Genomic DNA, 19939 nt, shown 5'->3' with positions numbered 1-19939 from the left:
CAAAAATTCTTAATTCATCAAAAAGGCAGCCAAAAACTGCCTTTTTATTTATATAACATTCGCAGTTAAATCAGGCTATTTTGCTTCCATTTTCTACAGCCTGCTCCGGATAGAGCAAAGTGATTTCTTTATTATTTCCCAATACGCCTAATACCAGGCATTCTGAGAAGAAATTAGCTATCTGTTTGGGTGGAAAATTCACTACAGCAATAATTTGCTTGTGAAGCAATACATCCTTAGTGTATAACTTAGTAATCTGTGCACTGGAACGCTTAACACCCAGGTTGCCAAAATCAATAGTGAGTTTATAGGCTGGATTCCTTGCCTCTGGAAAGTCCTGAACGTCAATAATAGTTCCTGCCCGGATGTCAATTTTTTCAAAATCTGCCCAGGTGATCATCTATTTAAAATAGTATCAACAGCTTTATAAGCTGAAATCCAATGTATGAAAGAAAAATAGGAAGGTGGGTGTTAGGCAATAGAAGGAGAACATAAACCTGGAAAGGCTTATGCTCCCAGTTGGTGGCGTTTGTTTTCAATCAGGCCATGATAATATTCCAGGTCATCTTTTAACTGAAAGCGAACCATGTATTCCAGGGATGTTTTGCAAAGCAACTGGTTCACTTCTTCTATTTTGCTTTCCAGTTCCTGAATTTCCTGAAGCAGATTCCGGCGGAGAACCTGATCAGAAGCATCAGAAGGTTGACTGCTTAATGTAGCCTGGTTATTATTTTTTATTAAATCAACAGCTTCATTATAAGTGATAGCTGGTGATGTAGATTGTTCTGTGCTGCGTATCATAGGTAAACATATATGATTTTTACTACATACGTAACAAATATGCTAAAAAGTTTCCAGATTAGGAAGTGTTCAAAAAAATAAATATTTACCTGATAGGCAGACACGAAAATACCATAGATCAATAAATACAGCAAATAATATTACGCAATTAATAATATTAACGAAATTTAATTTCCCTCTGTTTAATAATAATTTTAAAATTATTATTAAACATAAAGTTTCTTTTTAAAATGCTGAATTATTAGCAAAGTCCATAAATTATCAACTAATCAATATTAAATTCTGCGCTTTATAAATATATTACTTAATAAAGTATCTTATTATGTATTCGATAATTACTTCAGAAAATTAGCAGAATAATACAAATGAAAATTATTGTCAGTACCCATAATGAAAAATTAACATTTATTCTCTAGTTAATAGCTTAGCCAGATAATTATACAAAATCACTACAAATAGTACATGATAATATCACCCATTTATTTGAATTGTACTTACCCCACCACTTTGCTTGGTTACCTGAATCTGAGTAGTAATTCGCTCCTTTAAAGCTTCTACATGTGAAATAATTCCAATCATTTTACCGGTAGCCTGCAGGTTCTCTAATGTAGTAATGGCCATATCCAGAGTCTGTGGATCGAGTGTACCAAAGCCTTCGTCAATGAACAGGGAATCTATTCTGGTTTTGTTACCGGCCAGGTCCGATAAACCTAAGGCTAGGGCAAGACTCACCAGAAAAGTTTCTCCTCCCGACAGGGTTTTCATGGTACGGATATTATCTGCCTGATAACGGTCGATAATTTCAAGTTCAAGGTCAGTATGTGGCTTTCGCCGGATATGATACCGTGGATTCAATTTCTCCAGAAAACGGTTTGCCAGCACAACCAGTCTGGATAAAGTAAGTCCTTGTGCAAAAATATTGAATTCCGCTCCGGTAGCCGACCCAATCATGTCTGAAAGAATTTTCCAGCGTTCGTATTCCCGCCTGAATTTTTCTATATCTTCTGTGAGCTGCTGATGCTGTTCCTGTAATCTGAAATTTTCTTCCAGAATCTGTTCAACTCTGGCTGTATCTGCGATGAGCCGTTCTCTTTCCGTCCGAATTGTTTTCAATGCATCTGTAAGTTCAGTCATTCCTGATTCTGTGAGTACTCTGGCACCCTGTTCTTTGAGTTCCAGCTCGTTTTTATCCAATGCTCCTTTCAGGCGGTTTATGGTTTCGTCTATGCGTTCTTTTTGCTTCTTGAGGTCTTCCTCTTCTTCTTCTTCCAGCACACACTCCTGAAAATGCGCCAGATCTGCAAAGCCTACTTTTTGAGTGCCGCTAAGCAAACGTATTCTATGCTGACTTGCTTGTGTTTCTCCCACAATAAGTTGCTGTTGCTTGTCTGTCAACTGCTGCTTCCGAATAGAAAGCCTTTCTTGTCTTTCCTGCAATATTTTTTCAGCTTCCTGTACTTTTTGCCTACACAGCTCTATGGCGGCATTCAATTTCTCTTTTTCTAATGTAGTATTTCTATCTCCAAACAATTCCCTGCGCTGCTCCTGTAAAACCATGATGCGTTCTTTGAACAGTTCTTTTTCCTGTTGCTGTTTACTAACCTGTTGCTGAAACTGCCTAAAAGCACTTTCGATTTTTGCTATTTCTACAGTAAGCGTGTTTAGCTGTGCTTCTGTTTCTTTGTCCTGACGTTTGTATTGCTGATAAACAGTAGCCCGTTCTTTTAGGGCAAGCATCCAGGTTTGTCTGATAGATTCAGCGGGAATAGCAAGACCATAATCAGAAACCATTTCTTCTAATGACACTTGCTGCTGCTGGATGCGTTGTTGCAGAATTTGTATTTCTTTTTGTAGATCTTCCAGCAAATGATGGCTGTTGTCTGAAATCAATTGTAACTTTTCGAGCTCATTCTCTGCCTGCTGCAATTGCCGTTTCTTCTCATCAAGCTGTGTTTTATACTCATTCCAGAGTTTTGTTTTCTGCTTGTATTCCTGAACAAGTGTCCGCAGCCGTTCTTTTTGGGATACATTCTCTTCCAGTCTCTGTTTAACTAAGTGCAGGTTACTAATGCGGTTGTCTTCCTGTAACTGCTGATTAAATTCTTCAAATTGCCTTTCAATACCTGCCAGTTCACGGCTATAATTCTGTATGTTTTTGAAAGCAGAATTCCGGTTAGACTCCAGCTCAACCAGCTGTTTGTTCAGGATTTCCATCTTCAATTCTATGTCTTCTACCACCAGTTCCTGTTCATTGCGCTGCCGCTCGGTTTCACTTAGATGAATCTGCTGGAGCTGGCTGGCAAAAGGATGGTGTATAGAACCACACAAAGGGCATTCCTCACCAGGAACGAGTTTATGACGGGCTTCTTCATAGGTGAGAATCAGATTCTCCCGTTCACACAATTTTTGTAGCAGTATCCATTTTTCTCTGGCTTGCTGTAATTTATCTTTTAAAATACCCAACTCAGATTGCTTTGCACTGAAAAGCTGGTCGTACTGCTCAATTTCTGTATGGAGCAGCGCCATGCCATCATTCCGCTCAACAAACGATTTGGCAAAATTAACCTGATTCCATCGGGCAGTATAGGCTTGCTCATAGTGTTGCAGGCTTGCCTCAATCTCTTCAGGCTCCTCTCCAGCCAGTAAAGTCGCGACACTTTTTTCTATATCAGCAAGCTGCGCTTCCTTCCATTTTAACCCAGGGGCTTCTGATCTTATCTGTGATTCAAGCCCTTTTATTTCACCTTGGGTTTTGCGGTATTTTTCGTTCGTGACATTCCATTCTTGCTGGTGCTCAGATAATTTTTGTGTTGTCTGGTAGAAATGAGTTAAGGTTTGTTCGACCAGAGGTATTTCCGCTTCCAGGCATGCATCCTGGGAATGCTCGTGTAAATAAGCTCGGATAGATTTCTGTTTTTGCTGGTATTCAGTGAGTTCAGCTTGTTTTTCCAGAAGTTGTTTCCGGCTGTCATCCTCTTGTTGTATAGACTGCTCAAGTTCCTGTGCTGCTTGTGTATACTGTTCTTGCAGCGATATCAGATCCCGGTCAACACCTACCGTTTGTTCGAGCAAAGGTAATGTCTCCGCCTGATAGGCTCTGGCCTGAAGATATTGCTGCTGGGCTTCCTGTACATCCAACATAGTTTGCCTTCTGCCCTCTTCCAGGCGTGGAATATCCTGATTTATCAGACCAATTTGCTGTAGAATTTCCCCATTCTGTTTTTCTGCAATTTCTACTTCCCGGTATAAGGGCTGGAAAGCAATGGTTTTTAAATGATTTTCATACCGTTCCAGTTCCGGTTGAAAAATTTGTTTCGTAGCGAGTGCTTCCTGTAATTCGGCCTTCAGATGAATGGAACGTTTACGCAAAGTTTCCATATTTTCCAGCCATTGCACTTGTAAAGCTAATTTTTCGGCTTCCTGGCTCAATAATTTATTCTTGTCCCTATGATCAATTATCTGATTCTGATAATTTTCTTTCTGTTCAGGGGAAAGTAATCTGGCTACATCCAGCATGGCTTCCAGTTGCTCCAAACGCAGTCTTTTCTCTTTCTGCTTTTCAAAAGCCCGTCTGGAAATTTTGGTATAAATATCTGTACCAGTGATTTTTTCAAGCAGTTCCCCACGTGATTTTTCATCGGCTTTTAGGAAAGCGGCAAAATCACCCTGAGCCAGCATTACCGAACGCAAAAAACGGAAATAATCGAGCCCGGTAATTTCGGTCACCCGGTTAATAACATCTGTCTTTTTGGATTCCAGAATTACATCTGCCAGTACATCCACAAGTTCCATCCTTGGCTGTTGAATCTCCCCATCTATTTTGCCCCGGCTGCGGTGCACCGACCATTTGGAACGGTACACTTTCTCTTTTACTTCAAATTCCACTTCAGCCAGGCAATCTGCCGTATGGTAACTCATGATCTCAATGGGATTATCCCGGTTAAAACGGGGTGCCCATCCATATAGGGCCAGAGTAATGGCATCCAGAATCGAACTTTTGCCCGCTCCGGTAGGACCAGTAATGGCAAACAAACCTGATTCAGTAAAGGGGCTCTGGTTGAAAGGAATAAAGTGCTCGCCTTTGAGGGAATTTATATTTTTTAGCCTGACGCTGAGTATTTTCATTTGCGAATGAGTGGTTGAGTGAAGGAGTGAATGGGTAATTAGATGCAGGAGCGAAAAAATCTTAATCCAAAATTTTAAATACTCACTCAATCACTCATTCGCTCAATCACTGTTTTAATCGTTTTCTTCCATTTCCGAAAGCAGTTCTTTAAAGGCACTGTACACATCCGGATAGCCATCTATGTCGAACTTTTCACTTTCACATTTTTTGCGCAAAACCTCTTCCGGTTTAAGTTCATGTAACGCCATTGTGTTACCCAGTTGCTCATCAAGGCTTTGGTGTAAATGTGTATAAATGGCCTGGGTTTTCAGCACGGCAATGTTGCGGTTTTTCACTAGTTCATTCACTTTCTGGGTGATATAAGGTTCATACTGATCGAGTTCTACTTTTACTTCCGCCCATATTTTCATTCTGTCTTGTCCATCCTCAAGCACTTGTATCTGATTGGCAATCTGGGTAAAATTACCTTTCAGCCGGACGAGTTTACGCCAGCGCGGCACCTGAATCTGAGTAATTCCCTGCATATGATTTCTTTCAAAATTCAAGAGCAGAACTACTTTATCATCCGAAAACTCACTAAAACTAAGCGGAATGGGCGAACCGGCATAACGGATGTGTTGCTGCTGACTTACCATTTGTGGCCGGTGCAGGTGGCCTAAGGCAATATAATCAAACTCTGCAGGAAACTGGTCGGCACGAATCTGGCCCAGGTTCCCGATATGAATATCCCGTTCACTCCGGTCGTTTATATCAGCAAAATCACCTCCGGCAGCATACAAATGGCCGGTAGCAATAACTGGGAAATCGCCTGTCTTATAGGTTTGGATACAATCGGCCAGCATACGGTAGCGGCGGATAATGCCATCTTTGATACGCCGTTCAATATCTGCATAACTTTCGCCACTAATCGCCTGCCGGATATCCCGGTCCCGGAGGAAAGGCACGGCGCAAACTACGGTCTGGATTTTGTCAGCGCTATCTTTAATCACAATGATCTCATCCTGACAATTCTCATGGGCTTTGCCTACAATATGGATATTAAAATACCTGAGAATATCTTTAGGTGCATTCAGGGTACCATATGAATCATGGTTTCCACCAATGATGATAATATGCTTGCAGGAAGTCTGGATCATTCCCCTCAGAAAATGATAATACTGCGACAGCGCTTCGTTGGTCGGATTAGCCGTGTCAAAAATATCTCCAGCTACAATCAGCATTTCTATGCGGTGTGTTTCAATCATATCAAGCAGCCAGTTAAGAAAAAACTGGTGTTCTGTCTGGCGTTCATTATCGTGCAGGCGATGTCCGATGTGCCAGTCGGAAGTATGTAAAATGCGCATAATCGAGCGTGGTTTGTAAATGGCTTATTATACAAATTAACAAAGTTTCGCTGTACAATCAGTAGAGGGCAGGCGAATAATTTTGCTTTGGAGTGCAAAAAGATTGGCTTACAAAGGCTTATAAAGTCATTTATTTTTATGGAAAACAAGCCCGAAAAAACAGGAAATGCATGAATGAAAACTGCCGGTTTTTTGTTATATTTAAGTAGGAAAAAGCACTTATAAAAGCCCTATAAATCAATAATTTACCGCATGAAAACATTATTAAACATCCGCCAGGAATACACAAGGCTGTTAAGTGAAGTTGAGCAGAACGATGGAGAGTTGACACCTGAAATTGAGCAGGCGCTTGCTATTAATGCAGATGAATTATCTGCTAAAAGTCTGGCCTATGTAGAATTTATCGGCAACCTGAATACACAGAATGACCGGATCGATGAGGAGATAAAACGGCTGCAAATGCTTAAACGTAAGAATACCGCTGTATTGGAATTTCTACATAAAGGACTGGTACAGGCGGTACAGGAATTTGGAAATATACGTACTGGCACACATAGCATCGGTGTACGAAATAGTGAGGAATGTGTTATTGAAGATGCGGAAAAAATACCTGACCGCTTTAAAACGGTAAAATTGGATATTCAGGTCGATAAGCTGGCTATCAAACGTGCTATTAAATCTGGGGAGAATGTACCTGGCGCACATGTCCAGGAAAACCAGCATCCGGTAATAAGGTGATCAGTGAGATTTGAGTACAAAGTATTAAGCAAATCTGATTTGAAAGACTATTTTGCTTTTCTAAAGGCTTGTAAACACAAAAGGCAGGGAAACCTGCCTTTTGTGTTTTATGCTTTTTGCTAAACCTGCTGTATGGGTCAGATATAAACTTACAGCTTTTAATCCCACTAGTCACTACTACAATCATTGCAGAATAATTCGCTTCATCACCTGGTGATTGCCTGAAGAAATCCGCACCATATATACGCCTTTAAGCAAGTGAGTCAAATCAAAGGTCTGATTAGCTGAGTAAATTGTCTGCTCATGAACAATCTGTCCTAACTGGCTAATTACCTGAACTTGAGCAGGTAACAAAAGACTAAACTTATCTTCTGCTTTCAAATATACTTTACCAGTAGAAGGTACAGGAAATATCTGTATGGCTTTGCTTAATTCCTCGGCAAGACCGGTGGTACGAACAACCGTAATATAGGCAGTATGACTATCCTGGCAACCAGATGCATTTTCTGACAGCAGAATAATGGTATATTCTCCAGTTTCTGTGTACAGATGCGAAGGATTCTGTTCCGTACTGGTTTGTCCATCGCCAAATTGCCACAGCCATTTTACAGCGTCACTGGTTTTATCTGTCAGATTCAGTATTTCCTGTTGCTCCAGGTTAATGGTGTCTTTAGAAATCTGGAAATTGGCGCTAATGCCGGATACTTTTATCTGAACAGCTACTGGTTCACTTTCATACAGAAAATCGATACAAGTTACATACAACAGGGTATCTTTCAGGGCTTGACCCAATTCCAGGGTTTTTCCGGTAGCAACGGGGGAAGTGAGTGGTAAACTGGTATAAAAATTAAACAGCTCACCATTACCGGGTGCTACCTGCACAGACTCGTTGCGGCAAGCATTGATATTGGAAACGAGCGGCTTTAAGCTCTTTCTGCCATTCACGACTACAATATCCCGTGTAAAACTATCCTTACATCCATTGGCATTTTCAACCTCTAGCATTATTGTATATTCACCAGGTATAGTATATGTATACCCGGGATTTTGCTGCCGGCTGGTTGTACCATTACCAAAATCCCACTGCCATTTTACAGCATGCTGGCTTTTGTCGGCCAGATTTAATTTTTCATTGTCGAATAAGCTAAGTGTATCTTTCAGGAAAGTAAAATTGGCCCGAATTGGCGCTACTTTGATGTTTACAGCCGCCGGTTCGCTTTCAAACAGAAAATCTGTACAGGTTACATACAAGACTGTATCCCTGGTGATATTGCCTACAAAGAATGAGCTTCCGGCAGCTACGGGAGATGTTAATGGAAGGCTGTTATAAAGTTTGAAATTTGTTCCATTAGTGGGTAAAACTGTTACTCCTTCATTGATACAGATTGTAACGGGAGATACATCCGGCGTGAGGCTTTTTTTACCATTTACCACCAATACTTCTTTTGTTACCGTATTTTTACAACCCATGCTGTTTTCTGTAGTTAATTTAACGGTGTATTTACCCGGATTTGCGTAGATATGTGTTGGATTTTGCTGCTTACTGGTCGTGTTATCGCCAAAATCCCACTGCCATTTTACTGCTCCTGCTGTTTTATCCAGTACCTGTAATAATTCCTGTTCCTGCAAGCCAATGGTATCTTCAACCATGTTAAACGCTGAAATATGATTGATACTTTTCACCAATAAAGTCAGCGGCTCACTTTCGTATAGTGAATCAACATTGGTCAGATAATAGGTACTGTCTTTGGTAATTAGGCCAAGATTGAACGTGTTTCCCTGGGCTATGGGTGTAGTTAATGGGAAGCTATTGTATAATTTAAACACATTTCCATTCAATGGCGCCAGGCTCATAGCCTCATTTTTACAAGCTTCTATATCCGGCAATTCCGGAACAGGGCCAGTTTTCACTTCGATAAACTTAGCTTTAGCGACCTGGGCAGCAGCCTTTAAATCAGTCAGGTTATCTGCAGCCAGAAAAGCAAAGGCCACCGTAATGGTTGCATTGGGCTGTAGATTCTGAATTTGTGCAGACAAGGTATGGGCAACATCGGTAGCGCCATCAGTAGAAGTCGTCTTAGTAAGGCCACCGGAAAGCACAGCAAACTTCTCAGCTTTCGAAAAGCCATCATACATATTGGTTCCGGAAATATCATCCAGGGCATAATAATGTGGAGTCTGGCTGCTTAAAAGTTGAACCCCGGCATATACATTTCCAGAATTCTTATTGTATACATAACCCAGTTGATTGGCAGCATCCCATTGTACAACATTGCCGCTTTTATCTCCAATATCCCAGTCGGCAAACATACCAGCATATAGGTCTGTAATTGCATCATTCCCCACATTTTTAATCTTATACTCTACAATTACATACTTATCATTTGGCGCTTCCTGCCAGGCATACGACTGGTGAGTTACCACAAGCCCTATTTGGTTGGCATTGCTTATTGTATCTGTAAATATACCTCCGGCTGAAATATCAGCATTGTTACTGCTGTTATACCAGATTTGTTTAAGTGTAGTGAAAAGATTGTCTTTACTTACGCCTGGCACATTACTGATATTATTAGAAACTTTCGTAGCAGAAGTGCCCAGCATCAGACCGGCTTCAGAAAGCAAGGATTTATTTCCATATACCACACCGATTCCTCCATCTGCTTTCAGCATATCATTAAATCCTACCCTACCCCGGCTGGTTGCTGTTAACTGCACTTCATTTATATCAATATTCAGGTAATCAGGATTTACAATAAAGGTTACATAATCGAACCCGGTGTGAATGCCATCTGTATAGGTTAGTTTGAAGGTAACTTTCGTATTAACAGGTGTACCTTGTTTTACGAAAATACGGAAAGGATCACCATCCTGTGCTACGGTTTCCTGAGTGTCCAGAAAACCCATGGCAGCAGTGCCATCCAGAATATCAATGTAAGGAGAATTTGTTGAGAGCGACACCTGAAAATCGTTCAGGCGGTTAATATGATTGAAATATTCAAAAGAAAAGCTTGCTTCCTGATTGGCCCATAAAAACGGACGGCTATCAAATCCTTTAATCTCAGTATCGGTAATTTTCACCATTTCGGTTACAGCCCGGTACACATTCAAACGGCCTTTACCCAGCTTGCCAATATAGGCTGCGTTCCCCGGCAGATTATAGATATCATCAGCAGTAGCCAGTAACCGCTGCATAACTTCTGTGGCGGTGAGATTTGGAAACTGGGAGCGAATCAATGCTGCAGCACCTGCCACCTGCGGAGCCGCATAGGAACTTCCATTATCGGCACCATAGCCACCGGCTATCAAACTGTTGTCTATGGTCGTTTGTGCCAAATAGCCTGGTGCCATAATATCTATGTGTTTGCTGTAGGTAGCAAACCCTGCTTTTACATCATAGGCATCCGAAGCACCTACCGAAAGTACATTATCATAAGAAGCAGGATAATAATCTATTTCCCCATTTTCGTTTCCGGCTGCTGCCACTACGATTGCATCAAAATCATTTATAATAATGTTGATCAGATCTTGCTCTGCCTGGCTATATCCACTTTGGTCTTTCCGGCCAGTGGCATAAGACAGGTTAATTATTTTAGCACCTTTCAGCAAGGCATATTCTACCCCATACCATCCATAAAAAAGCGGATTATTGATTTCGTAGGCTGTTACGGGTATATACGTACAATTATATCCTACACCTGCAATACCTTTTCCATTATCCGGCGTACCTGCTGCAACACCCCCTACCCTTGTACCATGTGTATCCTCTTTAAGGTCTCCATTGTCTCGTACCGCATTCCATCCGGCGTAATTATCAGTATAGCCGTCTTCATCATCATCTATGCCATTGGTACGTTTATCATCGCCTAGTTCATCCAGTCCATATTCTCCCAGGTTGTACTTAATATTATCCTTCAAATCTTCATGGTTTATATCTATCCCAAAATCAATAATTCCGATTGTCACATTGGGGTCACCCTTCTGAACATCCCAGGCTTCATAGGCTTTAATTGTAGAAAGATAATACTGCTTACCATTGTATATACTCCCAGCATAGGGATCGCCAGTTGGTGCGCTGGCGTAAGTATCATTAGGAACATGTAAAGGAATCGCTCTGGCAGGAATAGGCTCGGCATATTCTATAGCTGGATCTGAAAGCAGCAGGTTAATGGCTTTTTGCAGATCTACAGATGGATCTAGTTCAATCCGGTGAATCAGAGATAGCTGGCTAAAGTAGCTTTTTTTATTTTTATTGATGTTTTGTGCATGGTTTGCAGGCTTTTTCCAGTTAAACAACTGCCTGGATTCTTTCACACCCAGTTTTTTTAGGGATGTACTAAAATCCGGTGCAAACTTAGCCTTATTTGTTTTCTTCAGAATGGCTTCAGGCTTGTATTTTACAATTAAGGTATGCGGCAGGTAGTCTCCTTTTTTTGTAGAAAGATGAAATTGAAACGGACGCTTTTGCGCCTGAATACCTGTTACCCAAAGCAATAGAATACAACAAACCAGTAAACGTTTTTTCATAGAAATACCTTTAAACGAACCCAACACAGCCAGTTTCACAAATAAAAAAGAAGCTTGAAAAGAAATTGGAAACTGCTTTTAATGCAAGAAAAAGTTAAAAGTATCCTTCGGTATCATTATTTTCAATCTACATTCCTGGCTTATCATACATAGTATAGAAATACAAGTACTTAAATGATTTACAGGATAAAACTAATGGCGCTGGCTAGGAAAGGATGACCGTTTTATTAGGCAGCAATTGATTTACCAAAAAGCACAATATCTTAAAAATAACGGATTACTTATCAGAAAGTACTTGTTTATATACCTGGATGGTATTTTCTGCACAAGCTTGCCAGGTAAACTGTTTTACCCGCTCATGCCCTGATTCTACGAGTTGCTGACGTAAAGTCGGGTTTTCCAGCAATTGAATCATACCTGCAGTAATGTCCTCTACATCAAAAGGATTTACATGCAAGGCCGCCTGGCCGCTTACTTCTGCCATAGAACCAATATTGCTGGTGAGCACCGGACAGGACAAACGCATAGATTCCAGGATCGGAATACCAAAACCTTCATACATGGATGGATACAAGGTGAACAAAGCATGCTGATATAAAGCGATCAGTTCATTCTCAGTTACAAACCCTTTGTAGATAATCTTATCTTTTGCCGGATTTGCTTCCAATTCGTTGAATATCGGTCCGGATAACATCCCTTTTCCCCCAATGATCAGTAAACGCAGGTCAGGATAGGCTGGAGAAACCTGGGCAAATGCCTCAATAATGCGGCTCACATTTTTTCTTTTTTCTACAGTACCAACAAAGATCACATAAGGAAAATCATAAATAGCCGGCAGTTTTTCAGTTTGTATCCGGATATGATCCATGCCCAGGTGCACAACCGTTGTTTGAGATTCCCATTCCGGAAAATGTTTAAGAAACTCGCTTTGTGTAAAAGCAGAATCAACCATAATATGATCTGGTTTTCCCCTGGAAAGCATGCGTTTCATTTTTGCCATGCCAGCCTGCGAAAATTTTTCGTCTACCAGTTCCCGCTGAAAAACCACCATATCATGAATAGTAACTACTTTTTTGAAGGAGTGTCCCACGGGAATGCGGAAGTCAGGTCCATGAAAAATATCATAAGAAGCAGGCAAATAGCCTGAAATAACCGGAAGATAGGGTTTTACGGGTAAGCTAGCATGCAACTCAATCAGCTTTCTTTTCTTGAATCTGGATAGGCGGTAGGTACCGGTACATTCTATACCGGGAAATTGTTGAATGGCTTGAATCAGATTTTTAGTATAGACACCAATACCTGTCAGATTTTCCCGTACGAGAGATGTTACATCAAAATTAATTTTCATGCTAACCTTTGAGTTTTGCTATTATAAGCGAAGATGCGAAAATACAGGCTTGCTTGTGCCATTCTTTCAATTTTCCTGCAATATCTTACTTATTACATTTTCCAGTAATGTACATTGCGCCTGATAGCTGTACTTCTGAATGGCTGACTGCCTGGCCTTTACGCCTAAAGTTTTTCGTAAATCAGCGTCCAGGTATATTTTCTCAAGTGCCTCTGCCAGATTTTTGTGATCGTTAGGCGGAAAAAGCAAACCCAAATTTCCTTCTTCGAGTATTTCTGGCGTACCTCCCGTTTGTGTCCCAATTACTGGCAATCCTGAGGCCATAGCTTCAACGGTTACCATGCCAAAAGCCTCCGCATGCGAAGACATCACGAATACATCCAGGGCAGTAAACGCAAGCGCAGGCTCTGAAGTGAAATCTCTGAAATGAATCTGAGTTTCTACCTGTAGCTGTATGCTTAATTCTTTGAGCGATTGGGGGTATTTACGGGTATCACCAAATGTTTCTTTGCCTACAAATAAAGCATGTATTTTAATGTTTTTTTGTTTCAGCAAACCGATAGCTTTTATCAATACATCCTGTCCTTTGGAAGGATCAAGTCTGCCAACAGTGCCAGCCATAAACACATTTTTCGGAAGTTCTAATCTTCTGCGAGCCTCTGCCTTACCGATAGTATGATTGGAAAATGTTTCTGTTTCTATACCCAGGGGAACAATGTGAATGCGGTCCACTGGCATATGTGTTTGCTGGGTAACCTGTGTGGCAAGTACGTGTGAAGGAGAAACCCAGGCTGAAAGATTCCGGTACAAAAATGTCTGGATAAGGCTTTTTTTCGGAATACCCAGAATCATTTGCTGGATATAGATAATATGCAGTTGCCGATAGAAAAAAATCTTGGCCCAGCCGGCTATATAATTGTCCTTTGCAATAGAAAACAGTAAAACCTTATACTCTTCCTGTTTCAATAGTCTGGCTAATCTGGCCGCCGAGCGGAAATCTGTATAGTGGCGTTTCACCCGTAAAGCTACCGGTGATAAACCAGATTTTTGCGCTTGCTGAAAAAATGAACTTCCTGGAAAAGCAAATACCTTGATCTCATGTCCTCTCGCTTTCAACCTGACCGCCAGCCTATACAGGTTCATTTCCAGGCCGCCCCAGGCTTCAGAAGAACAGAAAAAGGCTATTTTCATGCGACAGAGGCCTATGATCAATGAATTATAAAATTCCAACTATCCATTAATTTCTCCATGCCCAGATAAAATGGTTTGCATCCGACTTGAGCTGATAGCCCTGTTTCTGCAAATAAGCGGCTAAGGCTTCTGTATTTTCATTTGGCTTTTTACCTGCATGCGTTTCCATGGCAATCTGGCTTATTCTGGGAAACAACTCTGCCGGGCATTGATACAAAATATCATACTCTGCGCCTTCACAATCTAATTTAAGCAGGTCTATTTTCTGAAGATTAAATTGATTGAAGATATCTGGCAAACTTACCGATTCTACCTCCACTTGCCGGGTATTCGAGGCATCAAACGTGGTATGCATGGAAGCAAGCGCTGTAAAATTTACTTCCGGATTATAATGTAAAGTGAGGGTACCTTTACTACCGGCAACGGCTTTGTTCTGGGCTACCAGTTTTTTATCCGGGTTTAACTGAAAATGCTTCTCCAGGTGTTTGAAATTTCCAGGCAATGGCTCAAAAGCATAAACAGCTGCTTTAGGAAATTGCGAAGCCATAAACAAAGAGAAAAAACCTACGTTGGCTCCCACATCCACAATCACGGGATTATCAGGCAAGCGCTTTTTCAGAAAATCGATTTCATAGAGATCCTCCATGAAAATTTCCTTGAAAATGGGCATAATTCCCCCTTTTGGCACTTGCACCCTTACCTGATGTTTCGCCGTAAATTTTACCGGGTCCTGGCTGGAATCAAAATACTTAGCCGTAAAATAATGAGGCCAGTTGTTAATATAACGGATCAGGTTAATATATTTCTTAGCTGAAAACATGCCGGGGTTTGTTGGGCTTCAACCACCAAATGTAGGCTTTGTTTGCTATTTATTCAAATACTACCCATCTGGTTAAAGAACAGGATCACAAGAACTGTACAAGTTATTTTATTTTTATTACGTTTCTACATCATTGTCCTGGTAGCTAACTAATTCTACAAAAGCAGAAAAGTGGGTTGAATTCCTACTGATAAAAAAAACTTTTATATTTTTGACTTTACTTAAAGCCAATTTTGATGACAGTTAGTGGATTTTCCTATATAAGAAATGGATTCACCTATGGGTATCCATTCTTACAAGCCTTCCAGTCTATTTTACCTTTGTGTGATGAATTTATTGTTGCTGTTGGAGATTCTACTGATGGCACCCGCGAGGCAATTGTCAATTTAAATTCTCCTAAAATAAAAATAATTGATACGGTGTGGGATGAAAACATGCGAAAGGGAGGGAAAATTTTTGCCCAGCAGGCAAACATTGCCCTCGATCATATCAGTGGTGACTGGGGCTTTCATATTCAGGCTGATGAAGTAATACATGAGCATGATCTGGATACGATTTATCGTGCTATGAATACATATAAAGACGATCTTGAAGTAGAAGGATTTTTATTTCATTTTCTAAATTTTTTTGGCAGTTATGACTATATAGGCAATACCAGAAAATGGCATAGGAAGGAAATCAGAATCATTCGGAATCATTTGAATATTCATTCATACAGGGATTCACAAGGTTTCAGGAAATACCCTTCTATACATGCCTATGAAAATGGGCACAAAGGATTGAAATTACATGTTAAACAAATAGAAGTGCCGGTTTTTCATTATTCTTATGTAAGGCCTCCTAAATTAATGCAAAAAAAATCAATGTTTTTTCACAAGTTCTGGAACGATGACAGCTGGCTTGACAAACAAGAGAAAAAGGAAGAATACGACTATTACCAGATAGATGATCTGAAACGCTTTACAGGATCTCATCCCAAACTTATGCATCCGGTTATTGCAAATCGAGACTGGGATTTTGATGGAGAGAAAATCAGACGAATTTTCACTCCCCGGGAGAAAATGTTATATCTCATTGAAAAATACTCGGGCATCCGTATCGGGGAATACAAAAACTACAAATTGATTTAATCATTTTCTATTTCAGTTATCGAACAATATATTACTCTGGTAAAAAATTAATAATTATGTCACTTACCAAGTCAGGAAAATATTTCGCATGACCATTCAGAATAAAGCAATTGATGCTGTTATAAGAAGACTCAACAATACAAGATTTATTGCACTGACATATGCAGCCATCACGCTTATTGTCAGCCTGATACAATACTTTTCTTCGCCTAAGTTTATTGAAGGCTATCCGGTAGGATATACCCGCTATAATAATTATGTAATTTTTAAGCAGTCGTTTTTTCATCTGATCAACAACCAGGATTTGTATATTCTTTACCTCCAGCAGCAATGGGATTTATATAAGTATAGCCCAACATTTGCCCTGCTGATGGCACCCCTGGCTGTGTTGCCTGATATAGTAGGCCTTTTCTTATGGAATGCATTGAATACTCTTCCGTTGTTTATTGCGATCTGGAGTTTACCATTTCACCAGGATAAGTTGAAAGTATTTATTCTCTGGTTTATTTTACAAGAGTTGCTTACTTCCATTCAAAATGCCCAGAGCAACGGACTGATGGCGGCTTTACTTATTCTGGCTTTCAACAGTTTTGAACGCAAGAAAGTATGGCTGGCGGCACTGTGTATTGTGCTTGCATTCTATATTAAAATATTCGGAATTGTAGCGGCTGTCTTGTTTCTTTTCTATCCGGATAAACTTAAATTTATTGGCTATTCAGTATTGTGGGGAATTGTATTATTACTGCTTCCCCTGATAGTAATTTCACCGGATCAACTTGTATTTTTATATAAAAGCTGGCAGCAGATGCTGGCAGCAGATCATTCAGCATCGTATGGTTTATCAGTAATGGGCTGGCTCTATACCTGGTTTGGACTTGAGTTATCCAAAACACTGGTTTTACTGGCTGGAGTGGTTCTATTTTGTGTGCCACTGCTGAAGTTCAGGGCATATAATAACAAACTATTTCGCATCTTGTTTCTGGCGTCTATTCTGATCTGGATTGTGATTTTTAACCATAAAGCTGAATCGCCGACTTTCATTATTGCTATGTGCGGGGTAGGTATCTGGTATTTTTTCCAGAAACGGGATAAGCTGAACCTGACCTTAGTAATACTGGCTTTTGTATTTACTTCCCTCTCTCCTACGGATATTTTTCCGCCATTCCTGAGGCAACAACTGGTGTATCCCTATGTGCTCAAAGCAGCCTTCTGTATTTTTATCTGGTTCAGGCTTCTCTACCAGCTCCTCACAGAAAATTATGTTCCGGAACCTGAAGTAGAAAAAACCAATATTTAAAATTTTTAGACAGCTGGCTGGCGGTAATTGGTAAATAAACTTTTTAGTTTAATCCGCAATACACCCAGGATTGCCTCTTTAAAAATACCTTTCGACATTTTAGATTGTCCTTTGGTACGGTCAGTGAAAATAATAGGCACTTCTATCAGCCGGAATCCATATTTCCAGGCCAGAAATTTCATTTCAATCTGGAAGGCATACCCCACAAAACGGATACTATCCAGATTAATTACCTCCAGTACCCGGTGATGATAACATTTAAAACCGGCTGTCGTATCATGAATAGGTAAACCGGTAATAAAACGGACATATTTACTCGCAAAATAGGACATCAGTACCCGGCTCATGGGCCAGTTTACCACATTTACGCCTGTTACATACCTGGAACCAATCGCCACATCATTTCCCTGCCCGGCACAAGCTTCATAGAGCCGCACCAGATCTTCCGGGTTATGAGAAAAATCGGCATCCATCTCAAACAAATACTGGTATCCATTCCGCAAGCCATACTTAAAGCCATGAATATAGGCTGTACCCAGGCCTAGTTTACCTTTTCTTTCTTCTAAATGTAATCTGCCGGAAAATTCCTGTTGTAATTCCTTTACTTTCAGCGCAGTGCCATCTGGAGAACCATCGTCTACAATAAGCATGTCAAAAGGGAGACTTAGCGAAAATACCTTGCGGATGATCGCTTCAATGTTTTCAATTTCGTTAAATGTTGGAATAACTACAATGCGTTCTTTCACGGATTACAAATATATCTGGCAACCAATAACAAGACCCTGCTTTTGGGTTAAAAGGCAAAAATAGTGTACTTGATGTATATATTTCTACATAAAATACAGGAATTCGCAAATATCAGGATTTAATTATGGATTTTCCCAACAAAATCATTCGTTGTTATATCTGGCTGCACTGGTAGAAAATAGCAACTCTGTGCCTGTAAAGCACCATGTTTCACAGTAGAATTTGTTTACTTTACGCCCTAATTAACCACCTCACGAAATTTATATGGATCTGCAACTTACAAATAAAACGGCTCTGGTCACCGGATCAACCGCCGGAATAGGTTTAGCTATCGCCCAGAAATTGCTCGAAGAAGGCGCTTCTGTTATTATTACAGGCCGGACTCATGAGCGTATTCAGGAAGCCATCCAACAGCTGAAGAAACAACTGCCACAAGCTTCTGTAAGCGGCGTTCCAGTGGATTTTGGCAAAAAAGCAGAAATAGATGCATTATTAAAGCAGGTGCCAGATGTAGATATTCTGGTAAACAATGTAGGCATTTTTGAACCCAAAGAATTTGCCCAGATTCCGGATGAAGACTGGCTGCGCTTTTATGAGGTGAATGTGATGAGTGGCATCCGCTTGTCGAGGCACTATTTCCCCAGGATGCTGCAAAAAAACTGGGGTCGTATTATTTTTATTTCCAGTGAATCGGCCGTTCAGATTCCCGAAGAAATGATTCATTATGGCATGACTAAAACTGCCCAGTTAGCCATTGCCAGGGGTTTAGCTGAACTCACCAAAGGAACCGATGTAACGGTTAATTCTATCCTGCCCGGACCTACTTTATCTGAAGGGGTTGGCGGTTTTATTGAAAGTATGGCTAAGCAACAGAATCTCACCAAAGAGCAAATGGAGCAGAATTTTTTCCAGAGTGCAAGGCCCAGTTCACTTATCCGGCGCTTTGCCAGTACCGATGAAGTAGCCAATATGGTCACGTATATTGCCAGTCCCCTGGCATCGGCTACCAATGGTGCTGCCCTTCGGGTGGATGGCGGTGTGGTGCGGAGTATTGTGTAAAGTGAATGAGTGATTGAGAGAATGAGTGAGTGTATTTTAGATTATGAATGTTGGATGGTCAGATGGCTGAAGTGTTGAATTACTGCATTGTTATACAATTAATCTGCTGAAGATATACTCACTCCATCACTCATCCACTCAATCGCTCAATTTTAAATAAGTTTCTAAGAAGATATAACTCCAATTTATGAAAATCATATTAGTGGGTGCAACTGGCACCATCGGAAGGAAATTATACGACGAATTATCTCCCAGGTATGAGGTGATTAAAGCAAGCGCCAACCGGGGAGATGTAAAAGTGGATATCACTTCCACTGATTCTATCCGGAAAATGTACCAGCAGGTTGGCTCTTTTGATGCGATGGTGATAACAGCAGGTAGTGGCTATATAGGGCCCTTTGAACAAACAACTGAAGAACATTTTTACCGGGGTATCCGCAGCAAAATGATGGGACAGATCAATCTGGTCATGATCGGCAAAGATTACATAAATGATAACGGTTCTTTTACTATTACTTCCGGCATTCTGGCGGATGAGCCTATCAAAGGAGCGGTTGTGCTCAATACCATCAACAGTGCTTTACATGGATTTGTAATGGGTGCAACTGTCGAACTTAAAAGAGGCATCCGCCTGAATGTCATTAGCCCAGGCATGGTAGAAGATTCCCTGGAAGAACTGGGTCCTTTCTTTCCCGGACATATTCCGGTTCCTATGGATAAAGTAGTAAAAGCGTATCTGAAAAGTGTAGAAGGAGTAATTAACGGGCAGGTTTTAAGAGTGTATTAAAACGGCCAACAATATTTATTAACCAACC

General features: G+C 40.6%; 14 protein-coding genes. 5 read left to right on the top strand and 9 right to left on the bottom strand.

The window, feature by feature from the left end; translation table 11 throughout:
• Positions 1-70: 70 nt before the first annotated feature.
• The 4 genes from GXP67_RS26305 to GXP67_RS26290 all read right to left on the bottom strand — a co-directional run bounded on the left by GXP67_RS26305 (position 71) and on the right by GXP67_RS26290 (position 6270).
• Positions 71-400, bottom strand: a complete 330-nt coding sequence (locus tag GXP67_RS26305) for a tRNA-binding protein (RefSeq protein WP_162445881.1) — start codon at positions 398-400, stop codon at positions 71-73.
• 107 nt (positions 401-507) lie between these two features.
• On the bottom strand, positions 508-801 hold the full coding sequence (locus GXP67_RS26300; RefSeq protein ID WP_162445880.1) for a hypothetical protein: 294 nt from the start codon (positions 799-801) through the stop codon (positions 508-510).
• Between the two features lie 471 nt (positions 802-1272).
• Positions 1273-4926: an AAA family ATPase gene (locus tag GXP67_RS26295; protein WP_162445879.1), complete on the bottom strand. Its 3654-nt coding sequence runs from the start codon at positions 4924-4926 to the stop codon at positions 1273-1275.
• Positions 4927-5040: 114 nt separating this feature from the next.
• Positions 5041-6270 carry an exonuclease SbcCD subunit D C-terminal domain-containing protein gene (locus GXP67_RS26290; RefSeq protein WP_162445878.1) on the bottom strand — a complete coding sequence of 410 codons (1230 nt, stop codon included), beginning with the start codon at positions 6268-6270 and terminating at the stop codon, positions 5041-5043.
• Positions 6271-6522: 252 nt separating this feature from the next.
• On the opposite strand from GXP67_RS26290, the gene GXP67_RS26285 reads away from it, so the two are divergent.
• Complete coding sequence (locus tag GXP67_RS26285; RefSeq protein WP_162445877.1) at positions 6523-7008, top strand: siphovirus Gp157 family protein; 486 nt, start codon at positions 6523-6525, stop codon at positions 7006-7008.
• Between the two features lie 183 nt (positions 7009-7191).
• On the opposite strand, the gene GXP67_RS26280 is transcribed toward GXP67_RS26285, so the two are convergent.
• The 4 genes from GXP67_RS26280 to GXP67_RS26265 all read right to left on the bottom strand — a co-directional run bounded on the left by GXP67_RS26280 (position 7192) and on the right by GXP67_RS26265 (position 14891).
• The gene (locus GXP67_RS26280; protein ID WP_162445876.1) at positions 7192-11532 is read right to left on the bottom strand and encodes a PKD domain-containing protein; all 4341 of its coding nucleotides are present in this window, start codon (positions 11530-11532) and stop codon (positions 7192-7194) included.
• Between the two features lie 277 nt (positions 11533-11809).
• On the bottom strand, positions 11810-12880 hold the full coding sequence (locus GXP67_RS26275) for a glycosyltransferase family 4 protein (RefSeq protein WP_162445875.1): 1071 nt from the start codon (positions 12878-12880) through the stop codon (positions 11810-11812).
• Positions 12881-12946: 66 nt separating this feature from the next.
• Complete coding sequence (locus GXP67_RS26270) at positions 12947-14071, bottom strand: glycosyltransferase family 4 protein (RefSeq protein ID WP_162445874.1); 1125 nt, start codon at positions 14069-14071, stop codon at positions 12947-12949.
• Between the two features lie 46 nt (positions 14072-14117).
• Positions 14118-14891, bottom strand: coding sequence for an FkbM family methyltransferase (locus tag GXP67_RS26265; RefSeq protein ID WP_162445873.1), 774 nt, complete (start codon positions 14889-14891; stop codon positions 14118-14120).
• Positions 14892-15127: 236 nt separating this feature from the next.
• On the opposite strand from GXP67_RS26265, the gene GXP67_RS26260 reads away from it, so the two are divergent.
• Positions 15128-16021, top strand: coding sequence for a glycosyltransferase family protein (locus GXP67_RS26260; protein ID WP_162448065.1), 894 nt, complete (start codon positions 15128-15130; stop codon positions 16019-16021).
• Positions 16022-16109: 88 nt separating this feature from the next.
• Positions 16110-17318: a glycosyltransferase family 87 protein gene (locus tag GXP67_RS26255; protein ID WP_162445872.1), complete on the top strand. Its 1209-nt coding sequence runs from the start codon at positions 16110-16112 to the stop codon at positions 17316-17318.
• A gap of 5 nt (positions 17319-17323) precedes the next feature.
• Here GXP67_RS26255 and GXP67_RS26250 read toward each other — a convergent pair whose 3' ends face one another.
• On the bottom strand, positions 17324-18064 hold the full coding sequence (locus tag GXP67_RS26250) for a polyprenol monophosphomannose synthase (protein ID WP_162445871.1): 741 nt from the start codon (positions 18062-18064) through the stop codon (positions 17324-17326).
• Positions 18065-18329: 265 nt separating this feature from the next.
• Between GXP67_RS26250 and GXP67_RS26245 the strand changes: the two genes are divergently transcribed.
• Positions 18330-19124, top strand: a complete 795-nt coding sequence (locus tag GXP67_RS26245; protein WP_162445870.1) for an SDR family NAD(P)-dependent oxidoreductase — start codon at positions 18330-18332, stop codon at positions 19122-19124.
• A gap of 187 nt (positions 19125-19311) precedes the next feature.
• Positions 19312-19911, top strand: a complete 600-nt coding sequence (locus tag GXP67_RS26240; RefSeq protein WP_162445869.1) for a short chain dehydrogenase — start codon at positions 19312-19314, stop codon at positions 19909-19911.
• Positions 19912-19939 lie beyond the last annotated feature (28 nt).

This window comes from Rhodocytophaga rosea, assembly GCF_010119975.1.
GTDB lineage: Bacteria > Bacteroidota > Bacteroidia > Cytophagales > 172606-1 > Rhodocytophaga > Rhodocytophaga rosea.
The sequence above is the reverse complement of the archived record's forward strand: the minus strand, read 5'-3'. Positions and strand labels throughout refer to the sequence as shown.